This is a genomic window from Vreelandella sp. 162(4c) (assembly GCF_058152265.1).
Map to the genome: position 1 here is coordinate 690,538 of NZ_CM176981.1, position 23,538 is coordinate 714,075.

15 protein-coding genes are annotated in these 23,538 nt (G+C 44.8%); all 15 read right to left on the reverse strand.

All coding sequences use genetic code 11. The features are described 5' to 3' along the window. Positions 1-5: 5 nt before the first annotated feature. The 15 genes from pgm to rfbA all read right to left on the reverse strand — a co-directional run bounded on the left by pgm (position 6) and on the right by rfbA (position 23,472). Positions 6-1,601, reverse strand: a complete 1,596-nt coding sequence (gene pgm / locus AC4EYZ_RS03135) for a phosphoglucomutase (alpha-D-glucose-1,6-bisphosphate-dependent) (protein ID WP_027958945.1) — start codon at positions 1,599-1,601, stop codon at positions 6-8. 21 nt (positions 1,602-1,622) lie between these two features. After that, a complete protein-coding gene (locus AC4EYZ_RS03140) occupies positions 1,623-2,618 on the reverse strand; it encodes a glycosyltransferase family protein (RefSeq protein ID WP_249362143.1) in 996 nt (331 codons plus the stop codon). An 848-nt stretch (positions 2,619-3,466) separates the two neighbouring features. Next, positions 3,467-4,447 (reverse strand): phosphotransferase, encoded by a 981-nt coding sequence (locus AC4EYZ_RS03145; RefSeq protein ID WP_171051155.1) that lies wholly within the window; start codon positions 4,445-4,447, stop codon positions 3,467-3,469. A gap of 312 nt (positions 4,448-4,759) precedes the next feature. Continuing rightward, on the reverse strand, positions 4,760-7,003 hold the full coding sequence (locus AC4EYZ_RS03150; RefSeq protein WP_490204095.1) for a glycosyltransferase family 2 protein: 2,244 nt from the start codon (positions 7,001-7,003) through the stop codon (positions 4,760-4,762). Between the two features lie 70 nt (positions 7,004-7,073). Then, positions 7,074-8,018 carry a sulfotransferase family 2 domain-containing protein gene (locus tag AC4EYZ_RS03155; protein ID WP_490204096.1) on the reverse strand — a complete coding sequence of 315 codons (945 nt, stop codon included), beginning with the start codon at positions 8,016-8,018 and terminating at the stop codon, positions 7,074-7,076. A 169-nt stretch (positions 8,019-8,187) separates the two neighbouring features. Beyond that, entirely contained in the window at positions 8,188-9,801 is a 1,614-nt protein-coding gene (locus tag AC4EYZ_RS03160) for a tetratricopeptide repeat protein (protein ID WP_490204097.1), read from the reverse strand. Between the two features lie 89 nt (positions 9,802-9,890). Next, entirely contained in the window at positions 9,891-10,883 is a 993-nt protein-coding gene (galE, locus tag AC4EYZ_RS03165; RefSeq protein WP_490204098.1) for a UDP-glucose 4-epimerase GalE, read from the reverse strand. A 5-nt stretch (positions 10,884-10,888) separates the two neighbouring features. Continuing rightward, positions 10,889-11,542 carry an HAD family hydrolase gene (locus tag AC4EYZ_RS03170; protein WP_490204099.1) on the reverse strand — a complete coding sequence of 218 codons (654 nt, stop codon included), beginning with the start codon at positions 11,540-11,542 and terminating at the stop codon, positions 10,889-10,891. Positions 11,543-11,544: 2 nt separating this feature from the next. Continuing rightward, positions 11,545-12,237, reverse strand: a complete 693-nt coding sequence (locus tag AC4EYZ_RS03175; RefSeq protein WP_490204100.1) for an acylneuraminate cytidylyltransferase family protein — start codon at positions 12,235-12,237, stop codon at positions 11,545-11,547. After that, the gene (locus AC4EYZ_RS03180) at positions 12,234-13,853 is read right to left on the reverse strand and encodes an aldolase catalytic domain-containing protein (RefSeq protein ID WP_490204101.1); all 1,620 of its coding nucleotides are present in this window, start codon (positions 13,851-13,853) and stop codon (positions 12,234-12,236) included. Before AC4EYZ_RS03180 ends, AC4EYZ_RS03175 begins: the two co-directional genes overlap by 4 nt. Positions 13,854-13,884: 31 nt before the next feature. Beyond that, positions 13,885-14,850: a hypothetical protein gene (locus AC4EYZ_RS03185; RefSeq protein ID WP_490204102.1), complete on the reverse strand. Its 966-nt coding sequence runs from the start codon at positions 14,848-14,850 to the stop codon at positions 13,885-13,887. A 42-nt stretch (positions 14,851-14,892) separates the two neighbouring features. After that, positions 14,893-16,182, reverse strand: coding sequence for a hypothetical protein (locus tag AC4EYZ_RS03190; RefSeq protein WP_490204103.1), 1,290 nt, complete (start codon positions 16,180-16,182; stop codon positions 14,893-14,895). A gap of 4 nt (positions 16,183-16,186) precedes the next feature. Next, entirely contained in the window at positions 16,187-21,841 is a 5,655-nt protein-coding gene (locus AC4EYZ_RS03195; RefSeq protein WP_490204104.1) for a glycosyltransferase, read from the reverse strand. Between the two features lie 102 nt (positions 21,842-21,943). Then, entirely contained in the window at positions 21,944-22,489 is a 546-nt protein-coding gene (rfbC, locus tag AC4EYZ_RS03200; RefSeq protein ID WP_490204105.1) for a dTDP-4-dehydrorhamnose 3,5-epimerase, read from the reverse strand. A gap of 68 nt (positions 22,490-22,557) precedes the next feature. Next, the gene (gene rfbA / locus AC4EYZ_RS03205) at positions 22,558-23,472 is read right to left on the reverse strand and encodes a glucose-1-phosphate thymidylyltransferase RfbA (protein ID WP_490204106.1); all 915 of its coding nucleotides are present in this window, start codon (positions 23,470-23,472) and stop codon (positions 22,558-22,560) included. Positions 23,473-23,538: the final 66 nt, after the last annotated feature.

Sequence of the window (23,538 nt, forward strand, 5' to 3'; positions counted from 1 at the left end):
GGTCTCTACCCCTTCAACACCCCTGCCAATAACGCCTTGGCGTTCTCGATCAGTTCATCCAGATGCTGGGCGCCTTTGAAACTCTCGGCATACACCTTATAAAGCGATTCAGTGCCACTTGGCCGAGCAGCAAACCAACCGTTGTCGGTGGTGACTTTAATGCCTCCGATAGCGGCAGCATTGCCGGGCGCCGCGACCAGCACAGCGGTGATTTCATCGCCTGCCAGGGTTTTCTCGGTGACGCTCTCAGCGCTCAGGTTTTTAAACGCCGCCTTCTCTTCAGGTGAACAAGCGGTATCCACGCGCTTATAGAAAGGCTCGCCGAAGCGCTCGGTGAGCGTGCGGTAATATTCGCTGGGTGTTTTTCCGGTCACTGCCATAATTTCAGCCGCCAGCAAACACAGCACAATGCCATCTTTATCGGTGGACCACGCCTTACCGTCGCGGGTCAGCAAGCTGGCGCCGGCGCTCTCTTCACCGCCAAAGGCCAACCAGCCTTCATGCAGGCCATCGACAAACCACTTAAAGCCCACCGGCACTTCATAAAGCTCGCGTTGATGTGAGGCGACGACCCGGTCAATCATGGAAGACGACACTAGCGTTTTACCCACTTTTAGCGAAGCGGCCCACTCCGGGCGGTGGGTCATCAGGTAATCAATGCACACCGCTAAAAAATGGTTCGGGTTCATTAGGCCGTTGGCATCAACAATGCCGTGGCGGTCGGCATCTGGGTCGTTGCCAAAGGCAATATCGAAGCGGTCTTTAATTTCCAACAGGTTAGCCATTGCGGCGGCGCTAGAGCAATCCATGCGGATTTTGCCGTCGTGATCCGGTGGCATAAACGCAAATTCAGGATCAACTGCGGTGTTTACCACATCCAGGTTCAAGCTATAGTGCGCCGCGACCGCCTGCCATACCGGCAGCGCGGTACCTCCCATTGGATCAGCACCCAACCTCAGGTTCGCCTTCTGAATAGCGGCAATATCAATCACGTCGCCCAGCTGAGACACGTAATGCGCCGTGTAATCGTACTCTTGTGCATGGGCAATCGCCTCTTCAACCGGAACAAGAGGCACATCTTCTAATTGCCGCAGCAGGTAAGCATTTGCACGCAACTCAATCCAACCGGTAGCGTCGGTATCCGCTGGGCCGCCATGATGCGGGTTGTATTTAATGCCGCCGTCTTCGGGAGGATTATGCGAAGGAGTAATGATTAAACCATCTGCCAGTGCCGCACCAGGCGCAGCCTGACCTTCAGGGCAATTGTGCTGCAAAATAGCGTGGCTGATGAGCGGCGTAGCGGTGAAGCCGTGATCTTTCTCGACAAATACCGGCACCTTGTTGGCAGCCAACACCTGCAGTGCACACTCCCAGGCAGGGCGAGAAAGCGCATGGGTATCAAAACCTAAAAACAGCGGGCCTTTATAGCCCGCTTCAAGGCGGTAATCGACAACCGCCTGGGTAATCGCGAAGATATGAGATGCATTGAAAGTGCGCTCGGTCGCTCTGCCACGATGGCCAGATGTACCAAACGAAACCCGCTCGCCCACAACATTGGCATTAGGCTGTTCTTGATAAAAAGCGTTAACAATAGACTCCATGGTTCCCTCTCCCTGCTCATATTACTGCGACAAAGCATCGCTGCGTTGTAGCCAGAACTGCACGGCGGCCTCTACGCCACCTACCTTTTTTGCATCAATAGCAGCTTGTTTAGCCATCCGTGCAGCGGCTTCGGGGTTTTCTAATAAGTGCTCTAAAGCGCTTCGCCATTCGATGGGCGTATCATTAACAAGCAAACCGTTTTCACCATGATGCACCACCTCAGTATAGGGGTAGCGATTTGAATAAATGCCCACCCCCCCCATGGCGGTAATATCCAAAAACTTTATCAATGATTTGCCACGATTGAACGGGCTTTCTAACAGCGGGGCCAAACCTATATGGCAGTGGTGCTCTCGCTGATAAACCTTAAACGTCTCCCAGGGTAAAGGAGAAGGCGCATTTACGCGAGGCAGTGCAACGAGGCTTTCTGGCGTGTGTGGCCCCAGCATAATCTCCACCTGGGTATCCATACGCTGAGACTGAATTTGCCGTATGGCTGGGGCAATGTGCATGAGGTCTGTTAAATGCGCCCGCGTGCCGTAAAAGCCGATTCTCCAGTTAACGGCGGCAGTTGGTGGTAGTGAGAAATGCTCAAGTGAAGGTAGCGGAGCAATAAGAGGCGGCGTAAGCACTTGAACATTGTCGTGCTCGCTAAAAAAGCAGCGGGCCAGTTGCTCACTAGAAGCCACCACTTCATCAACCAGCGCCAGCAGCCGAGGCTGGTATGTAGCAATACGCGCCATTCGCTTACGGTAGGCGGCGGGCAACGCGGAGTCATTGGCAGCCGCCGTAATATCATCATCAATTAAATAAGCGATATAGCCAAAGGCGTTGCGATGACGCTCCAACCAACGCAGCCAGCTTAGCGGCAGCGAGCGGCAAAGCAGCAGATTGGCGCCTGCATAGCGTTTAAGCAGAGCACGACCATGCAACCGGCTAGCCCCAAAGGAGCGTGAAACAGCTACCCGCTCAACCGCGATTCCCTGCAGGCGTAATTCAGGCGCAGCAGACGCCAAGAAATAAATATCCTCGGTAGGCCGCGCCCCATTGCTAAGAACAACCCACCCAACGTGGCTACTCACAATACATCCCTTTTAACGATGGTTCTGTTCCTGGCTTAACAACCTCGGCACCGCTTCGCGCTGCTTTCACGCCGGGCCGCCGCTGCGGGTGCGCCTTGGGCTTACCACACGCTACGAAAACCACCCAAATCAATCTCTTGCACGTACCGTAGCGCGTGGTAACGAATCTCGCGAGGCACGAGCGTATGAGGCACCCGCGGGAGGCGGCGGAACGACGCCCAAGGGCACATAACCAACCCTGCCCACACAAGCCAACCCCGGCAACGCTGCGCGCTGCTCCCGCGGGTGCGCCTTGGGCTTACCACGCGCTACTAAATCACGCCTGCACATGAAAGTGGGGCTTCCACGGCCATGTGCACGTTATGTACATGGCCGTGGTACGTCATCACGCCACCAGAATCGAGTAATTGCACCCGTAGCGCGTGTTAACGAAGAACGCGAGTTCGACGAGCATTCGTAGGCACCCGCGGGAGGCGGCGGAACGACACCCAAGGGCAACCAACCAACAATGCCCACACGAGCCAAACCCGGCAGCGCTTCGCGCTGCTTCCGCGGGTGCGCCGTAGGCTTACCACGCGCTACTAAATCACGCTTGCACTTGAATATGGGGATTCCAAGGGGATGTGCACGTAATCACACCATTGGAATCGAGTGAGTTCACATACCGTAGCGCGTGGTAACGAATCTCGCGAGGCACGAGCGAATGAGGCACCCGCGGGAGGCGGCGCCAGCCGCCCAATGGCACTCAACCAGCCCCGGCACCGCTACGCGCAGTGGCGGGGTTATTGGCTTGTATCAGAGCGCAGTTTGAACTGTTCATACAACGTATAGATACGGTCACGCAGCAAGGCGGCTTCTTCCGAACGCATAAAGTGAGCGACGTCCAAACACTGGAACAGATAGGTGAACACCAAGGTACCCAACTGTTGATCCACTCTTTTTACAGCCAACGGTTCTACTTCACCCCAGGGTAGCCCCCGCAACAAAAGCGCAGCATCAAATCCTAACGGCAAATACGCCCATCGATCCCAGTCGACAAGCGCTACCTGCCGACGCTGAGTATCAATGAGCACGTTATTACGATGCAGATCCCCATGCGACAAGACGCGTGGCAAGCGTGCGGTAACCCGCATCAAAAAGATAAAAAAGGACAATTCAAGCTTACTACCCCCACCTCGTAATGCCTGAAAGAACACCGATGGGAATAATCTATGCAATAAGCTTTTAAAACGACTGGAACGGCGCTTTAAAGCGCTGCGCCTTGCTTCACCAGCTTGCTGAAGCGTAAGAAGTTGCGCCATGACTAAGGGCACCCAAGATTCCCAACCGCTGCCCACCTTATCCAGTGTAGTGCCTGGCTGAAAAGCAAATATCTGTATCACATGCTTGTCTTGAGAGATCGCGTCCAATAAAGGCGGCGCGGCTATCCGGCTAGGCGTTATCACTTTGTCATAAAGCTGCTTCACGTTTGAATGAGCCGTCGGCTCCACATCAAAACGCGCCATGACAGGCGCCTGGTTAGCAACGTTAAGCACAGCGCCAGCCATTTGTCGCTCAGCAGACAATCCAAACAATGGTTTAAATCGCTCTACCGACAGCTGATCAGGAAGCCTAGCAAGTGCTTTGTACTCTGCGTGGTGATGGGAAATAGCCATAGGTAACCAATCGCTTTGCTCGGGGTGCTTATAGAGCCATGGGCTATTCCGCAATGACACGCCTTTGTCCGTTACAATCCTGACGATATCCCCATGCTCCAGCGCCAACTGGCCACGAAACCCCACATTGCCGCTCAACGAATGCCCTGCCTTTTTCACATCCGCTCGTTGGCGGTCACAAAACAGTCGGCAGCGCTCTCGGCCATTTACCAAAACAGTTACGTAAGGCGCTAGGCTCCAACCACTAATTACCCCCTCACTCACCCGATCTATAAAACCAGATACCGTCGGTTTTTTTATTACTTTCAACATAAACGTATTATTTCAATATCCGGTAAAGATTGTTCTCGGGTGTAGCCCGGTTTCTGATAACCCCCACTGCATGGTCACCTTCAGTATTGTATCAAGATATTCAAGCGTTTATCGCAACGAAAAATCTTCATGGACGAGCGTAAGGTTGGGGTTGTAAGCAGGGTCGCAATCTAATCGCTTGCCCCATGTAGCACGCATATACGTCACTTCTTTGGATGCACGCGAACGTTTCTTCGAATTATCATCCGCACCACGAGAAATAGACTCATGGTGGTAAAGCTCAGCATAGGGCGTCCACAGGTTCCGGTAACCCGCTTCACGCACCTTCAAACAAAAATCGACATCGTTAAAGGCAACGGTCAGCTCATTTTCATTCAGCCCCTTTACCTGCTCAAAGACCGATTTACGCACCAACAAACAAGCAGCGGTAACCGCTGACATATTCTGAACCAAATGCAAACGCGTGAAATAGCCACTCGCGTTACGGGTAAAATATTTGTGCGCGTGGCCAGCAACGCCACCGATACCCAAAATCACCCCCGCGTGTTGAATCGTATCATTGGGGTAGTACAGCTTAGCCCCCACGCAGCCGATCTCAGGGCGGCATACCTGGCTGACCATCTCTCCCAACCACTCAGGATTGATCGGCTCAATATCGTTATTCACTAACCCAATAATTTCGCCCTTAGCGTGTTGGGCACCAAAATTATTGATAGCGGAGTAGTTGAACGGCTCTGACCAGGGCAGTACACGCACCCTCTCATCACGTTTAGCCACCGCATCCATATACGCCAAAGTGTCAGAGCACGTGCTGCCATTATCCAGAATCAGCAGTTCAAAATTTTGGTAGTCCGTACGGTCTAAAATCGCATCGACGCAGGGCTTTAGAATCTCTACCCGATCCCGGGTAGGAATCAGTAAGCTCACCAACGGCGGAGTAGCAGGAATGGGCCAGCATACGCGGTACGTGTTGGGGTAATGGCCATGCTCCGCCACCGCACCGCGGTGATGCTTCTCTACATGGCTAGCCACTGCCTTGAGCCCCGCTTCGGCGGTATAGTCTTTTTGGGTACTGTTCATCGCCGTGGAGCCTTTCGTAGCGCGCCAGTGATAAAGCACCTTGGGAATATGAACAATACGGTCAGCGGAGATTTCCGCCGTTACCCGGAGCACCAAGTCGTGATCCTGGCTGCCCTCATATCCCTCACGAAAGCCTCCCACCTGGCGCACCAGTTCAGTACGGTACACACCTAAGTGGGAAATATAGTTTTGCCCGAGTAACAGGTCAGGATTCCAGGCAGGCTTAAAGTGCGGGTCAAACCGCTCACCGCGCTCATTTAGCTTGTCTTCATCGCTATATAGCAGCGCCGCATTGGGTTTTTCCTGCAACGCGACAACCACTTGATACAGGGCATCTTCATTGAGAGTGTCGTCGTGGTCGAGCAGCGCGGTAAACTCACCCTCAGCCATTTCCAGCGCACTGTTACTGGCGGCACAAATATGACCGTTGCGTTCCCGAATCACCACTTTTATGCGGCTATCTGAAGCGGCATAGGTATTTAACACCTTATGCACCCGAGAGTCGGTAGAGGCGTCGTCTGCCAGGCAAAGCTGCCAATGGGGGTACGACTGCGCTACGACTGAATCAATACAAGCGCTCAAGAGTTCGGGAGAAGGGTTATAAACCGGTACAACAATCGAAATAAGCGGTTTGTATTCCGCCTTAGTTAAAAATTGCTGAACCTCTTCCCTGCTTGGCAATACCTGGTTGCTCAACCATTCTGGGTAACTCTTGCCAGTGGTCATGCGTTCAAATGTGGCATTATATTCAGCCATGGCAAGGGTACGCCAATGCACACCCTGCTCTTGCGCAAGCTGCTTTAAAGAGGGAACTACCTCGTATTTCTCCCGCCCCCGCCAACGGTGGTGCATGCGCGCCAAGCGTTGCGCCAAGCGGTCATGGGCGAACCAAGGGGTCAACCACACAAAGCGCAGGTGACGAATGGTGAACAGCCCTTCTGACTCAAGCGGATCAAAGCGAATTGCCCTAACGCCCCAGGGCATCCAGAACAGGCGTTTGGTGATGCGGCCAAGCTTTAAGGGCAAGTAAACACTCGACTCCTCCTCAAAACCGTTGCCTAAATCAAAGTATAACTTAACCGCTGCACTGGGCTGGTTGTGGGCAATATCCGCCTCAAGCATTTGCCAACCGGGAAGCGGCAACGCCTCAGTTTGCTCAAACTGAGGGTCGATATCAGATGCCAGCCACTCAAAACTACCGCCCTCTTCACCGACTAAAGGGCGCAGACCACTTTTTGGCTTAACGCGTAAATTTCGTACAAACAAGTTCACTCGACCTTTATCCATGTGTAATTAAACGTAAGCCATGCACAGAAAAATTTTCCTTCACCAACATACACGACTAAACCATGTAGCGGCCGATGACCTGACCAGTGCTTACTACCACGCACTCGACGCTGTCGTTCTTTTGTAAAGGTTTAGAAAACTTATGATGGAAGCCAACATACCCTTTGCGAGGCAGCGATAACTGCAGCATGCCGGGGCGGATCTCCTTGGCAAAGGTTCGCACCTCCTCATGGCCATTCACATAAATGGCGACTTCTACAGGTTCTTCCGTATCGGCATACCAAGCCCAACCACGCACCATACCAGGTTTGCTGTCCTGCAATGCTGCGTGAGTGTAGGGTTTTCCCTCATCAAAAAGCTGGGTACGCTGCTGAAAAAGCTTTTCCGCATGTTCATAACAGCGCAAGTCATCAGCATTCAAATCTCTGATTTCAGACAGCGTTTGCTCGTCCAATTCATAGGTGGACTGTTGGTCGCTACGACCTTGATTAAGCTGTACCGACTTAATTGCCAAGCTATAGCGTGAGTTTATTTCTACCAGGCTGCGCTCGTACGCTTCGGTTAAGCCAATAAAACCCAGTGCCTCAAGCGGCACACGGTTTAGCATCCGCGACTGGCGATTGATCGCATGGCTCTGGTTATAAAAAGTACGCAAATCTTTCTTATAAGAATTATTTCGCACATGGTGGTGATATTCCGACACCACACGCTGAACAGGGTCACGCACGAAAGCAACGGTATTGGCAACGCCCAATAAATGAACATACTTGATAGCAGGTACATGCCCACTCAAAAACAGCTTACCTGAAGAGGAGAGCTGCGAATCCAGCCCTGCATAATCGTCTTTTTGATACACCCACTCCTTGACCTGCTCGGAGGTTTCCTTCATATCCGGATAGTAATCATAAAGGACTTTATCTTCACCAAAATAGGCTTCACACGCCTTACGAAAGCTTGTGCCTGCCGTTTTAGGTATGTGCACAAAAAAAACAGCTGACATAGTAGTACCTTAAGAAAACAATTTAACAATCAAACGTGACAAAACGGTATCAATAGACAAAGAGTATTTTGCTAAAGAGGTATACCTCCTCCCTACGCCCACATCTAGCCGCGTTCCATCGCATTAACATGAGGACATTGACGCCAAACAAGGTGAAAAATTCCATTCTCTAAAATTCTGAAGGTAATCCTAATTTTTCATAAGCCTCAGCCCAGCGCCGTAGCAAGTCTTCTCGAGCCGTATCGTTCAATGAATGCTCCATCAGATTGAACTGACGCTCTTTAAAAGGAACGCGCTCAGCTAGCTTGTAACGCCACTGCTTCAAGCGATGAAGGCCAGCGCCATAATCAACAGCCATTTCAAAACTAGCCAACTTTTCAGTCACTTCCTCAGTAGGAGGAACTTTTTTAACCAAATCAAGAGCATCTTCATAGCGCCCCTGCTGCCATACGGCATCGACTAAAGCTACCCAAAGTGATGCTGGTGCAGGATCTAAAAGCCTTATCGCTTCACGTAAGCACACCTCGGCTGCACCATGTTGCCCACGCAATTTTAACGAACGTGCCAAGCTCATAGGAAATGCAGGATTCCGCGGGTTGCCTTGCATTGCTTTTTTAAATAATCGCTCTGCAGCTTCTACCTGCCCCATCCCCAACCGCACATTACCTAGCAGCTGAAAAATATAGGGGGCCGGTTTACCCTCATTAATAATACGTTGCAATGCGGCTTCTGCTAACGCCCATGCCGACTGGCGCATGGCTAGGCGGGCTAATCTCTCCCAAGCACCAAAATTAGTAGGAGCTTCTTGTTCTATCCAGACAGCTATACCCTGTAAATTATGGGTATTAGGTTGTGCCGTCAACCAAGCCAAATGCGCTTCCAGAGATAAGGGAGCTTGTTCCTTCTGATAGTTTTTAAAGGTGGTCCCAAGTGTTGATAGAGATCTGTGAGATGAAATGCTGGATGACTTCGACCAATTAGCTTCTTCGTTGTCGGCCTGCCAAGCAGGTAATTCTAGCAATGCCACCCAAAGCGTTTCAGCTTGCTCTATTAATTCGCTAGGTAGGAGAGCCTGTATTTCATTCTCAACGTGTTCAGCCAAGTAACGAGGTTTAATAGGTGAAGCCGCAGACTGCAGAGGAATATCTAACTGATCGCTAACCAGTCTTGGAAGATCAATACCAGAAAAAATACGGCGCTGCGTAATAAGCAAACATTGCTTAGCATTATGCTTGGCAAAGGCGAGAAGACGGCGGTTATATGCAAGCCACATGCGTATTGCAAGCGTTGGGTCTTGCCAAAACTTTGCATGCTGTGTTTTGAAAGCAAAGGGTTCAGGCTGAAATACCAATGCTTCACTATGACGCTTTAGTAACGACTGAATACTTTCTGACCAGTGTCGCAACACTATCAAATAGCGTCCACGCTCACCAAGCACTTGCTGCCATGCGGGTAAAAAAAGCGTACTGCGGGGATCTTTTACTCCCCAAATATGGGTGCCATCATCGCGACTTTTGGAGTACCTGCGTAATGCATCAACCGCTAAATTAGGGTACCACGGCTGCTCGTCGTAGAATTGCCAATTGCTTCCTTGGGCGGATAGGGCTTGATCCTGGAGCGTAATTAATGCGTGGTCTTCAAAGTGACCATCAGGATTAGAAGGCGCAGGTCCTAATAGCCAATGCCCCATTGGAAGACCGGCACGGTGCAACCACTGAGCAGTTACCGACGTTGCACTACGGTGAAACCCCGTACAAATTAAAGCGAGGGGTAAGGCAGTCACGTATGCTTCCTTGTAGTATCAATAAATGAAAAACAGGTATGGTGTCATTCAAGCGCTATTTATAGCTCTACTGAGCCATCTTTCTTGCATTAATGGAAGGCACATTTTTTTTCCCAAGCCCATGCATGCCTTACAATCGTATTTAAATCTGAATACTCGGGTTTCCAACCAAGAACCTGCTTGGCTAACGTCGCATCAGCAACCAGCACGGCAGGGTCTCCTAGGCGGCGCGCACCCTCTTCAAGTTTAAGTGTAAAACCGTCTTCAGAGACGACTTGTTGAACTACTTCGATTACTTGCTGAACCGAGTAACCTTGTCCGTTGCCTAAATTATAAGCAAAAGCTCCCTTTTTACAGTCAGCAGTAAGAGCCTTAAGCGCTAATGCATGCGCACTGCATAAATCTTCAATGTGTATATAGTCACGAATACATGTTCCATCGGCGGTGGGATAATCGCGACCAAATATAGTAATTGAAGAACGTCGGCCAGAGGCCGCTTGTAATGCTAATGGGATCAAATGAGTCTCAGGATCGTGGCATTCCCCGATCTCACCTTCAGGATCGGCCCCACAGGCGTTGAAATAACGTAATGCAACCGAATTAACTCCATAAGCGGTGAAATAGTCACTTAGCATACGTTCTACCATTAACTTACTTGCGCCGTAAGGGTTAATAGGGGTTTGCGGATGTTTTTCATCAATAGGAGAGTAAAGTGGCTCTCCGAAAGTGGCCGCCGTCGATGAAAAAACAATTTTATTCACATTATAGCGAACCATTACATCAAGAAGATTCAATGTATTTACTACATTATTTCGATAGTATTTACCTGGATTATCAACAGACTCCCCAACTAAACTAAAAGCTGCAAAATGTAAGACGCAATCAATTTTTTGGGTAGAAAAAACTGACTCTAATAAAGATGTATCCGACAAGCAGCCTTGAACCAACCTCCCATAAATTAAATTTTCAAAAAAGCCCGTAGAAAAATCATCCAACACAGTAACCGAGTGCCCTTCTAGAGCGAGTTTTTTAGTCATATGAGAACCAATATAACCCGCACCACCTACTACCAATAAGTTCATAAAAATCAGTCCTTGATTTTCCGAATATTCAGACAATGATGAATATTGTTATTCGAACACCAGCTTTTCCAACCTACAACCTCACTCCATTGGGATAAAAAAACAAAATCCAACCCTGCAGCATTAGCAGCTTGATAATCGTACTTACTATCACCTAAAAAAAGTGCGGGATACTTAATATTACCACCGGCTAATTCTCTAGCGAGTATTTCATCCTTCGTGTCTGGACTTCCGAAAATACCACCATCAAAAAACTCGTCTAATTTTCTTTCAGAAAATACTTCACGTAGTTCAGCTTGATCACCACCAGAGACAATTAACCAGCGAGCCTGAGGAGTGCATTCTTTTAGTGCTTTAAGTCCTGGTGCTACTTCACAGCCCATTAAGCCATCACGCACTTGAACAGCGTAGCGAATTAACAGCTCATCTAAACCAGGGCCTGGCTGATCTGGCACCAAATAATCAATAAAATATGCAAACTTTTTATACCGAGATATACCACCATTATTAACATGATACTCTACTAATGCATTGGCAGCTGTTTCACCATAAGGTAAAGCAGCTTCGTAAAAGGCATCAGTTTTTACTCGGTTAGAATTAAGTACAACTCCATCGCAATCGAAAGCTAATGTTGCATAGTGAGATATGGAACTATTCATACTCATAACTCTGCCAGCCCTTTCTCAGCCATACACTCCGCAATCTTGAAATCTTCTGGCCAATCGATATCATAGCTTGTGAATTTATCTAACCCATATAAGTAAGGACGCTCGCCAATGCGATCGTCTACTTTCTGATAGGTATCAGTCGAAGCGAGAAAAACGCCACTATTAACCTCATGCACAGGTTCTAGAGTTTGAGTACGAGGCCATTTCTCAACATTTCGATCATAGTTAATGGGGTGACCATGTTGCCATAAGAAACCATGAATAGCAGTAGTTGTCATAAGTGAATCAAAACCAGCATTCAATTGGTCTCGATATACACGAATAATCTGATCATAATGCTGTTCAGTAATGAACGGCGATGTTACATGAGTCCAAAGAATATGGCCTTCAGGAATTAGCTTCAGTGCATGGGATACAAGTTGATCAGTACTTGTATTGCTTGACGCCAAATCTTCAATTCTCTTGTGCAATCTAATTCGAGACTCACTTAATGATTTTGCATAAGCTAAAATATCATCATCATTGGTAGTTAACACAACTTCATCAATCAACTTCGATGAAAGCAACTGCTTAAGCTTAACCTGAATCAAGCCAAATTCAAATCCAGCAAAAGGTTTAATGTTTTTTCTTAAAACTCTTTGACTACCTGCCCTGCACGGTAAAAAACAAGTTATCTTATCTTTCATTTCAATTCCCCATAAATACTATTTTTGGTTACATCATAACGAGATGGGGTAACTGCAATCAGTGGCTTCCCGGAGTCAGAAGCTTTGAATTGTTTCACTACTCTATTCATTTCTTCATTACGCGGATCTTCGCCAGGATAGCCATCAAAGCCAGCAAGCAATATTTTTTCGGCGTCACCACTTGTGGCCACTGCGAATGCATACGCCATTACAAGAGAAGATGGCAAAGTACAATGAACCGAACCAAATACAAATTTACCAGGTGAAACATTTAAGCCAAAATCAAGTACTTCTTTGTTTGACAGAGAAGAGCGTACATCAGAAGGCAGCATAGAAAAGGGTGTAATTAACGGCTGTGGGAGTTGTGTATGCGCCTTACAATCAGCTAATAACCGAACCGGGTGACAGGCAACCCTCAGATCAATCAGCTCAGCATTAATTGCAGTTTGAGTATTAAGAGCTAATACCAACGGCTTGTGCTCTCGAATAAAAAGCTCTAAAGCCTTACGGTGTTTAGCAACACCAGGCCCTGTACCTAGCAATAAAACATCGCGACCTTGGAATAGCTTCTTAGGTGACCAGCTGCCTACTGCTTCAGTACCAAAAAAGTGCCGAGCAGAGTCAAGAGTATTAAAGCTAAATTTTTTACCACCCTCGACTCGTAAATGTTCAATTACCGCTAACAGATCTTCCTCATTGTAGCGAGAGTCACTTAACATTTCCTGTATGTAGGTAGGATGAATACCGTACTTTCCTGCCAAATAATAATAGGGGTTGGTACCCCAGCCATAATGCTCTTGCATCGGTTTAAAATGCTTACGAAGTAGTGCCATGAGTGGCACCATACTGATTGACTGCCCCCGTCGCTCTGCCAGTTCAATGGCCAGCTCTTCAGTACGAGCATTACCAGGCCCACGCCCCATACCAGTGACCGTTGAGTCAACCCAAGTAACGCCTTCATCCATGGCACGTAAGGTATTTGAAAGTGCCAGGCCCAAGTTATCATGCGTATGAATACCCATTGCCCCTTCCCACTCAGAGCGCATCCATTGGATAATCTGTGCGGCTTGGTCTGGGTTCATGCTACCCATACTATCAGCGAAATAGAGAGCATCCAACGGATAGGCTTTCGCTTCATAAGCTAGCGCTCTTACCTCTTCTTCCGTACGATCAGCAACTTGCATTAGGTTGAAGCCCACCTTAAATCCGCGATCCTTTAGCCAAGTAACCGCCGGTAGCGCGCTTGCAAACTCGTGTACATGGCAGGCAATGCGCACTAGCTCCACAGGTGAACTAGCCGCATCATTAGGAAATAAGCGTTCAAGCGCTTCAAGCTGGGGCACATCCCCCACTAACTCGCTGCCATTCACCATGACACCGACCGTTAGGCCAGGGGGGATACTCAGCCCTCGAATAAAATCATCGGTGGTAAACGCACACGGCCCTTGGAAGCCTTGGTTTTTAAGGGAACGCAAGCCTAGCTCCACTACATCCACACCGGCAGCTAGCATCGCTTCCAAGTATTCATGGATCAGCTCCTCAGAGAAATCCCAGGCATTGTAATAACCGCCATCACGGAGGGTACAGTCAAGAAATATAGTCGATGTTAGCGGCACGGTAGCGCTCCTTTAATATTAGAATGAAATATTACTCTTTCAGTTTATTTAACTGCTGGCGATACTCACCTAATTTTCGCTTAATAACAGGACCTTGAGGACGAAACAAATACGCTTTTTCCATTATCTTTTCAGCCGTAGCCATATCACCAGACCTCTCAAAGCCAAGTGCCACTTCACGTAATACATCAGCTGTTTTTGTACCTGAAATTTTCTCCAGATTCAAAAAATTACTTATGCCCATTTGATTGACACCTTCAAGGTAAAGATTAGAGTTCCTCTTATCTAATTCGGCCATATCAACAAGAACATCGCTGTATAATAAATTTAAATTTTCAATCGTATTTTTATTCAACTCACGTTTATACCTACCTGGCATCACATCAGACCCAGACCACTTCCCACCAATCCATTTAGGATTATTGGAAATTTTTTCGACACGTTCATTCTCAAGAACTTTTTCATGATAACTATTTAACTCAACTCCTAAAAAATTAGCTAAATCGGATATAAAACTATCAAAATGCAAACATAAACTAGCATACGTAGAAACATGTACACTATTGCTCTCATTGTTTTTAACAAACTTTAAAAGATTTCTTTCATACTTCGGGTTAGCATTATCTAGAACCCACTGATCAATACCCTTCTGACGAATAGCGGAAGCACGCTTATCAATTTCCTCCTGAGGCTCACCAGGATAATGCGGATGTTGCTGCATCCAATGATATGAATTGCACAAACGATCGCGTGGATCCCTGAAATTTACAATAAACTTATAATGAGGATCATGGTTAAAAAAATCTAAAAAATCAGGTCTATTATGTAAAACAATATAATCTGTTACTGGTATATTCTCAAAATGCTTACCAAGAATATCTTTTTTATTTGCATCAAAACCAATCATTTCACAATTTTTGTTTGTTATTTTTTCAATAATACGCCATATAGATGCAGTAGCACTAGTTTGGGTAGTTAAAAAAATTATAGTATTCACAAAGAACCTCATTATAAATTATAAACGAGTCAATATGGCTTATTACTCAAACAAAGCAATACGATAGTCCTTAATTTTTCTAGATATAAAGGGGCCATTTGGTCTTAGCTCTTCAGCTTTAGACATTATAATGTAAGCAGTTTTAATATCGCCCGATTCCTCAAAGGCAAGCGCAACCTCTCTTAAAACGTCTGCAGAGTCACATCCAATTTTCAATTTCTCAGTAATTTTATTAAAAAAAATGCTTGTATCTCTATCTTTCTTAGCATCAATGTTATACACAGAATGAGCTTCACCTTTCCCGTCAAATAACTGATTAATCAATGGCATTATAAACTCAAAAGCTACTTTAGCTTCATGACTATTTGGCGTATTGTTTTTTAAAAATTCAACCATTTTATTCAATACGCCAGGTGCAATTTTATCTATTTCTTTAATAATTTCGATTACCAATGCCTCTGACAACCCAGGATAGGACTGCCATTCATCCGAAATATTGGGAAAAGCATCATAAAATAGATTACGGTCTTTTCGACCAAGATACTCATTCGCAATATTTTCGTTACCCTCTTTATATCTATCCATTATCTCCAAAGCGGCAGTGGGCGATAACAAATCTTGAGATCTAAACAATTGCGCTTCATTAGAGTCTAGAGCCGCCTTAACTACAGATCTATTTATCTGTGTTCTTAGCCCTACAGGCAAACCTAACATATTTATATAACGACAAAATTCAAGCTTATCACGTGTTAATGATGGATTCACAACCCCTTCTGGTATTTTAAAATCATCAGTAATCTCTAAATCAAGAACGCTAAGAAAGTCGGCATAAATACTGCCTCTTTCAAACTGCTCTTTTTCATAGACGCGCACTTTAATTCCAGCATTAGGATAAGCAGCTTCTAAGTCTTTCAAGAAACGATAATAATCAAGATCATAATGGTTATCTTCTTCTATTGACTTATAGTAACCATGCATTTTCACAATCTGATTATAAACAGACTGCTTCATCAAATCTTGTCTTTTAAAATATACGATAAACTGGATATTGAAAGCTTCAAGTTTATCCTTAACCACTTCTTTAATATCAAGTATTTTTTTATAAAAATCCTCTCCAGATATTATATGATTCACTTTTTCAGAATAACTCACATCATTCCAGCGCTCAGGATTAACTAAGTAACCTTGATTCATTTCAATATTATGATAGTCAGCATATGAAAATCCTTTGTCTAATAACAAGCAACTATTCTCTACAAAAAATTTCTGCAGGGCTGTAGACCCTGTTTTATGAGTACCAATATGGAAATAAACTGTCTTTTTAACGCTCATTATATTAATTCTCCAAAATTAGACGCTGCGCTTCTTTTTCTAGAACTTCAGTATTATAAAGCTTAGAAACTGTCTCAAATGCACCTTTCGCAAGAGCGTCTAAATATTCTGGCCGCTGGGCAATAGCTATTAATGTGTCTTCCCATTCGGTTTGGCTACTAGCAAGCAGGCCGTTACTGCCATGCTCAATTGCATAAGCAAATTCACCAATATTAGAGGCCAAGACAGGCACACCTACTGCACCACATTCTACAAATTTGACGCTCGATTTTGCTTGGTTAAAGACGTCATCTTCTAGCGGCACTAACATTAAGTTATGTCGCGAGATAAATTCGAGCATTGCAGTATAAGAAAGAACCGGATAATTCGATACATTGGGAAGTGATAGTAATCTTTCACTGACTTGAGCGGCTCCGAGGATAGATAACTTCACTGATGGGTGCGATGTTAAGAATGAGAATAACGGCTCTTCAATAAAAGCGAAATCTTGCTTATGAGAGTAAGTGCCCGAAGCATAAATCAGTTTCAGTTCACTCTGTCTTTTCTTGGGTTGTGGGGGAACAAGGCGACGAGAGGTAACTTTATTACGTACCACACATGCGTTCAGGCTATATTGCTCTCCAATATACGCCTTGAGCAAAGGTGTTGAAACGATGCATTTATCCATTTGCTGTATAAGTTTCTCATAAGACTCAGCAACAAACATAGCCTCCTTTTCACTCCACTCCCCACCTTTGACTGAGCCTATATTCAAGACATGCTCAGGGAAAACAAGGTCATCCATCTCAGCGATACATCGCTTACCACACTGTTTAGCAATTGTCAGATATTTCCCCACATTCCCTTGCCCTTCAAAGCAGCGTTGGAAAATAACAGTTGCAGCTTCAGCGATAAGCGGCTCCGCAATGTCTAAAGGCGTTAACGCATGAATCAGCACAGAGGATGTGCCTTGATACTGTAACGAATCAGCTAAATGTATTGATCTGTAGCGAGTTGAGCCATTTTGCAACCCTGAGGATGTAATAATAACTACTTTTGGCGGATTATCTTTTGAAATATTGTCAAAATAGATAGGATCAAAAAACTCATCTGATTTCTTTAAGACATATTCAAAGGGCTTGTTATTTTCAACTAAATTCTGATGAGTAATAAATTCATGCTGGCCACCTAGGCGCACTTCAAAGTTACCTAGTGTAGCTTTGGCTAAATCACTCTCTGTAGTTACCAAAGAACGGAAAATTTCAAAGAAATAATCCTTCGATACCATATCTGGGAAAAAGACCTTACGTGCCTCTGCCAGATATTCAAAGTATCGCTCCGCACCAAGTTGAAGTTTCTGAGCCACTTGAAATTCAGAACTTAGCGGCATAGTCATTGGTTTAAAAGCAACTTCAGAATTTCCAAGCTGGTCTAACACTAAGCCGCTGGCAGAAGGCTCAGGCGCAGAGAATAATACTTCGAAGAGGGTAACATTTTTTTCAAGAAAGGAAGACCACATGCTGGGGTCACCGTTATCAAACAACAAAGAACTATGTATTATTTGTTTATTAATACGATCACGCGAGCCTACATAAGCACCTATTAATTCACCTTTACTACCATGTCGTTTTAAAAAATTAACAAGCCTTGACTGAATATTTAAAAGCCAGCCAACATCTACAAGTATTGTTTTTTTATTCTCCATCAAACCATGTTGGGTTAGATAAACTTTTAATGCTTCTCTATGTTCGGCGTTAGCCTCATAAATATCATGAGACAAACTCATAAACATTTTTGCCAACTTATTCGCATCATGCCATGTAGGAACACTTTCTATTGAATCAAAATAATGGCTGACAAGTTCTAGCACGGTAGAACTAGTAGGGTTTAGCCCTGCCTTTTCAATGAAATAGCGAAGTGGTTTTTCTTGTAGATGTAAGCCCTCCACCAAAAAATAAATGTCATTGGAAGTTAAAGGATGTTCGAAAGTAGCAGGAATGACAGTGGCTCGCGAAAGGTGTAAATAACTTGATTGATACCTATGGTTCAATAAATCGTCTTTGTAAAGAGCGTTAAATGCTTTTTGGATAATACGCCCGTCTCTAGCCATGAACACAACGTGATGGGCACCATGCTGATCCGCAAGCTCTTTAGTATGCATTGCCATCATACTAGCAAGCGGCCCACTTAGCTCGAAGCCAAGCCGGGTATAAAAATCTCCGGCTTGCTCAGGATATGTCTCGCGCCACATTCGAGTCGCTTGGGTAGAAAAGCTGTCCCAAATACGCCCGGATTGCGATAGCGTGGTTTCTGGTGAAATAGTAAATAATTTATGATTTCGATCATAGAGAGGTGCAAAACGGACAGCTGATAATCCTTGTTGACGGGCATGTTTAACATCGCCTACCCAGCTATCGCCAATGTGGAGTATTTCAGCTGGTAGGATACCTTTTTCAGCAGCTTTATCTTTGACTAGCGAATACAGTTTGCCGGTATCTTTTTTCCTGCCTACCGTTGAAGAGAGATAGAACGCTTCCCAAGTTTCATACCCATTCTTATTCAAAATATGGGTTACAGTGGGTTCATCTAAATACATATCACTGGTTATATAAATGGGTTTTTCTAATTTTAGCGCATAGTCGTACAGAATCTTACCAATCGGATGTGCAATGCACATCTCAATTTCAGTGCTTTTTTCAAATATAGGGTCATTATAGAACGCCATATGGTAATAGATTTCATCGATCGATATGTCGTCTACCTTGCCCTTATAACTTCCTAATACTCTTCCTGCAGTACTCATTCGTTGCTGTATCAAGGGTATAGGAGCAGCCTCCGATTGCGTAATTTTATGTTCAATAATATCAAACACAACGTTTGGATCTGCCACCCTTCTAGTCACTAAAGTGTCGAAAATATCAAAAGATACTGCTTTAGCATGACGAATTAGGGCTTTATAGCTTTCTATTTCGCTATGCTCTGTGATATCAAGATTTGCAGGCATAGCTTGAATTATTTGGGGTGCTACTACATCAACATAGTGACGATCTTTTACTTTTTCATAGGCTCTTTCGCCCATTGCTTGTCTTTTTACATCATCATCAAGCAGTTCAGCTACTGCTCTAGCCATGGATTTAGTGTCTAAATAGGCAACTACACTACCTGCATCCTCTTCAACAAAGGTATGCATACCACCCGCCTGTGTATCGAAACATACAACCGGCATTTTACATTCAGCGGCTTCCATACATACCAAGGGATAGGGATCCTCCCGTGAAGGTAATAAAAAGATATCCCCCCACCTAAAGTAATCTCTCGGGTAGCTCTTGCTACCTAAAAAATCTACTACATCTTCAACCTGATAGTACTCAATTGATTCCATGGCATCCATATCTTTGCCAACATCTGAGCCTATCCAATACATATGGAAGTCACTACGTGTTTTCTTGAGCTCACGCGCCACTTTGCAAAATAGATCAAATCCTTTGCGTTTCTCTACCGCCCCACAGCCAAATATGACTTTTTTATCAGTAGGTTTTTCAATCTTTTCTTCTGATAGCTTCCGCTTATCAATAAATGGCTTTAAATAATATAGCTCAATTTCTTTCAGATTAAATCTTTTTTCAATAGCCTGTGTTGATCCTGGTGATACTGAAATAAATTTTTTGCATATCCTTTTCAAAACATCCACGTGTTCATCATAAACCTTGAAAACACTTTCCATTTCATGAACGTGGGTAATAAACTCTGCTTGCAAAAAGCTTAATTTTTCAGCATACAATGCAGATGCTATTGTATTAATATAAACAGCTTGAACATGACTGCCGCAAAACTCTTTTAGCTCTGTTTGTAGTTCGTTATGATGGTAGCCATCTAGATAGAACGTTGGGGCCAAATTTTCAAAACGACTATTCCAAACACCTTGCGAACCGACTACTATTGAAAAGTTAATATCTGTATTTTCTTTAACCCATTGCATTAATGAAAGTAATACTGCTGGAGCCCCTGTCTGAGAAGCTTCATGAGATACAAATATAACACTTGGACAATTTGCCAGCTGTGTTTGAAAAGGGTTTACCTCAATTTTATTGATTAAACGACCTTCACCACGACCATGCTTTAGCCAATGAACAAAAGGATTAGCACCTGATTTTTTAACATCTAGATATTTATTTAAGTAAAAGTTAGTACTAAACTCTTCATTTGGATTGCGTTTTTCACGCCACCCGTCTTGACAGTAATGTTGAATTGGGCTCTGGTTAAGAGCAGCAACATCAGGGTAAGAACTTAAATAAAAACCTTTATTGAATAAACCCGACTTATCTATAACATCCTCATCAACACTTGGAAGCTCACTCTGCAGTCCATTTCTTTCAATGGTCGCTTTAGCATCGCTATGATAAATTCTATTCTCATGACGACCAAACTTAACATAGTGTAAAACAGCATCAAAATCTTTACTTACATTTTTTAAATCGTTATAACGTTTAATATATGCCTGTTCATCAAACTCATCGCTATTAAGCAAACGGTAATATTCAAAAAACTCAAAGAAAACATTAAAATCACTTTCAAATCGGCTTCCTTTTTCGTAATAAAAAGACGATTCACCTTCTTCTCTTACCACATTATCCAGGCTGGTAAAGAAAAGATCAGGCTTAACATTATTTTTGTCATCTATCGATTTATCTAAATATAGGGCTTGAACTTCACCTCCACAAAACGCAATAAGTTTTGCTTCAAGGCTCTCTCTTTCCACCTCATCCATTACAAATACAGGTGAAAGTAGCTCACATTTTGGAATGCTATTATTAAAGCCTTCAAAAACAAAGCAAAAATTAATTTCTGTATTGACTTTCATCCAATGTAAAAGCTGCAACAGAACTAAAGGCACACTATCGCCTCGAGTTTCTCCAAAAAACAAAACTAGATCTGGTTCGTTTGTTTTCATTTGGCTAGCATTAATTAGCCTATCTTCCTTATGCCCATGTAGTAACCAGTGTACAAATGGATTTTCACCTAGCTCCTTTACGTCAGGGTAAGTTTCCAGATAAAAATTAACATTAAATTGATCATTAGGATTTCTACCTTCTTTCCAGCCATGTAAACAAAAATGATTTAACGAATCATGCCCTTTCTTTAAAACATCAGGATAGGACTTTACATAAAATTGAGAATCAAACAGACCAGACTCTGAAACTATACGTTCATCTTCTTTTAGTTTCTCCAATTCCCTAATTTCGCTCTCGCTAATATACTGACGTCCTTCTTTACGACCATGTCGTACATAGTGCAAAATTGGGTCAAAATTTTCATCCACTTTCTTCAAGTCATCATAGCGATTTAAGTACGCTTTAACATCGAATCTACCACTTTCAATAATTTCTTGGTATCTAAGCATCTCTTCCTGATTAGCAAAGCGATTTTCTGCCTTCCCAAATTTCAAAAAATGCAAAAAACCGTTTCCCTCAACATCTCCATAGTAATTTTTATACCACAGAGGATCAAAGTCTGCATTTGGCTTATGATCTTCTTTAACACCTACTCTTAAGTAATATTCTAGTGCCTCCTCGCGAGAACTTGCTTTATGACCACCATTCGCGAGGTAATAGTCAGCATCAAACGCTCCATTTTCCAGGAGGAGAGCCTTAACTTTTTGATACTTATCGCTATTAAGCACGTTAACAACCTTTAAATAGTGTATAATTAAAATAAGTACTTACGAACATCCAACACATATGTTCTATATTATTTACTATATAGAAAAACAGTTTTAATAATTTTAAAAAACTGGTGCTTCTTTAAACATTATTCCATCGGCATCCTTTTCAGATAACGAGGGTTTTTTTCCTTCTACCAATGGCCAATCTATCCCCAGCGTGGCATCGCTCCAAAGGATGGAGACTTCATCACCAGGCGCGTAATAATCGGTACATTTATACTGGAACTCAGCTTCATTGCTGATGACGTAAAAACCATGAGCAAAGCCGGGTGGCACCCATAGCATCTGTTTGTTTTCAGCACTCAACCGCGCGCCTACCCACTGACCGTAGGTCGGTGAACTGACGCGCATATCGACGGCAACATCAAATACCTCGCCTTGTGTTACGCGCACTAGCTTGCCCTGGGGCTGCTTATATTGATAGTGCAGCCCGCGCAAAATACCGTGGGCTGACTTGCTGTGGTTGTCCTGAACGAATTGGTAGTTACCACAGTGCTGCTCAAATTCGCTTTGACGAAAGGTTTCCATAAAGAAGCCACGCTCATCGCCAAAGACTTTTGGGGTGAGCAGAACTACATCGGGAATGGCGAGTTTTTCGTATTGCATAGGTAGCTCGTGAAAGGTGAAGAGTTAGGTGTAAGACATTAAAAGCGAAGAGCAAGTCACCTTCCGCTTCACGTTTTACTCTTCATATTTAAAAGGCGTTGAAGGTACTGGCCGTATTGAGTCTTGGCTAGCGGCTTGGCTAGCTCACTCAGGCGCTCATCGCTGATCCAACCGTGCTGCCAGGCAATCTCTTCCAAGCAGGCGATCTTCAGGCCTTGGCGGTGCTCTATGGTTTGTACGTATTGACTGGCTTCTAGAAGGCTGTCGTGAGTGCCGGTATCAAGCCAGGCAAAACCACGGCCTAAACGCTCTACGCGCAAATCGCCGCGCTCCAGGTAAGCATTATTCACACTGGTGATTTCCAGCTCGCCACGCTCGGAAGGCTCGACCTGTTTGGCAATTTCGACAACGTCATTGTCGTAAAAATACAGCCCTGTGACCGCATAAGCCGATTTTGGCTTCTTAGGCTTCTCTTCGATAGAGATGGCTTTACCACTCTCGTCAAACTCTACAACGCCAAAACGCTCTGGGTCTTTGACAAGGTAGCCAAATACACTGGCCCCTGTGGCGTGTGCACTGGCACGTTTCAACTGCTCGGAAAAGTGCTGACCATGGTAAATATTGTCGCCCAACACAAGGCAAACGGGGCTGTCACCAATGAACTCTTCGCCAATAATAAAGGCTTGTGCCAGGCCGTCAGGGCTTGGCTGTTCGGCGTATTCAAACTGAACACCAAAGTCGTCGCCATTACCTAGCAAGCTTTTGTACTGCGGCAGGTCTTCAGGCGTCGAGATGATTAGGATCTCTCGAATACCGGCCAGCATTAAGACAGAAACCGGGTAATAGATCATCGGCTTGTCATAGACAGGCAGCAGCTGCTTTGAGACACCACGCGTGATGGGGTGTAAACGGGTGCCAGATCCTCCGGCAAGAATAATGCCCTTTCTTTGTGAAGAGTTAGGTGTGAGCTGAGAGGTGTTCATAGTCAGTCATCCGTGAATATATAATTGGAAGATGAGAGGTGTGAGGTGTAAACCGGTTTAACAAAT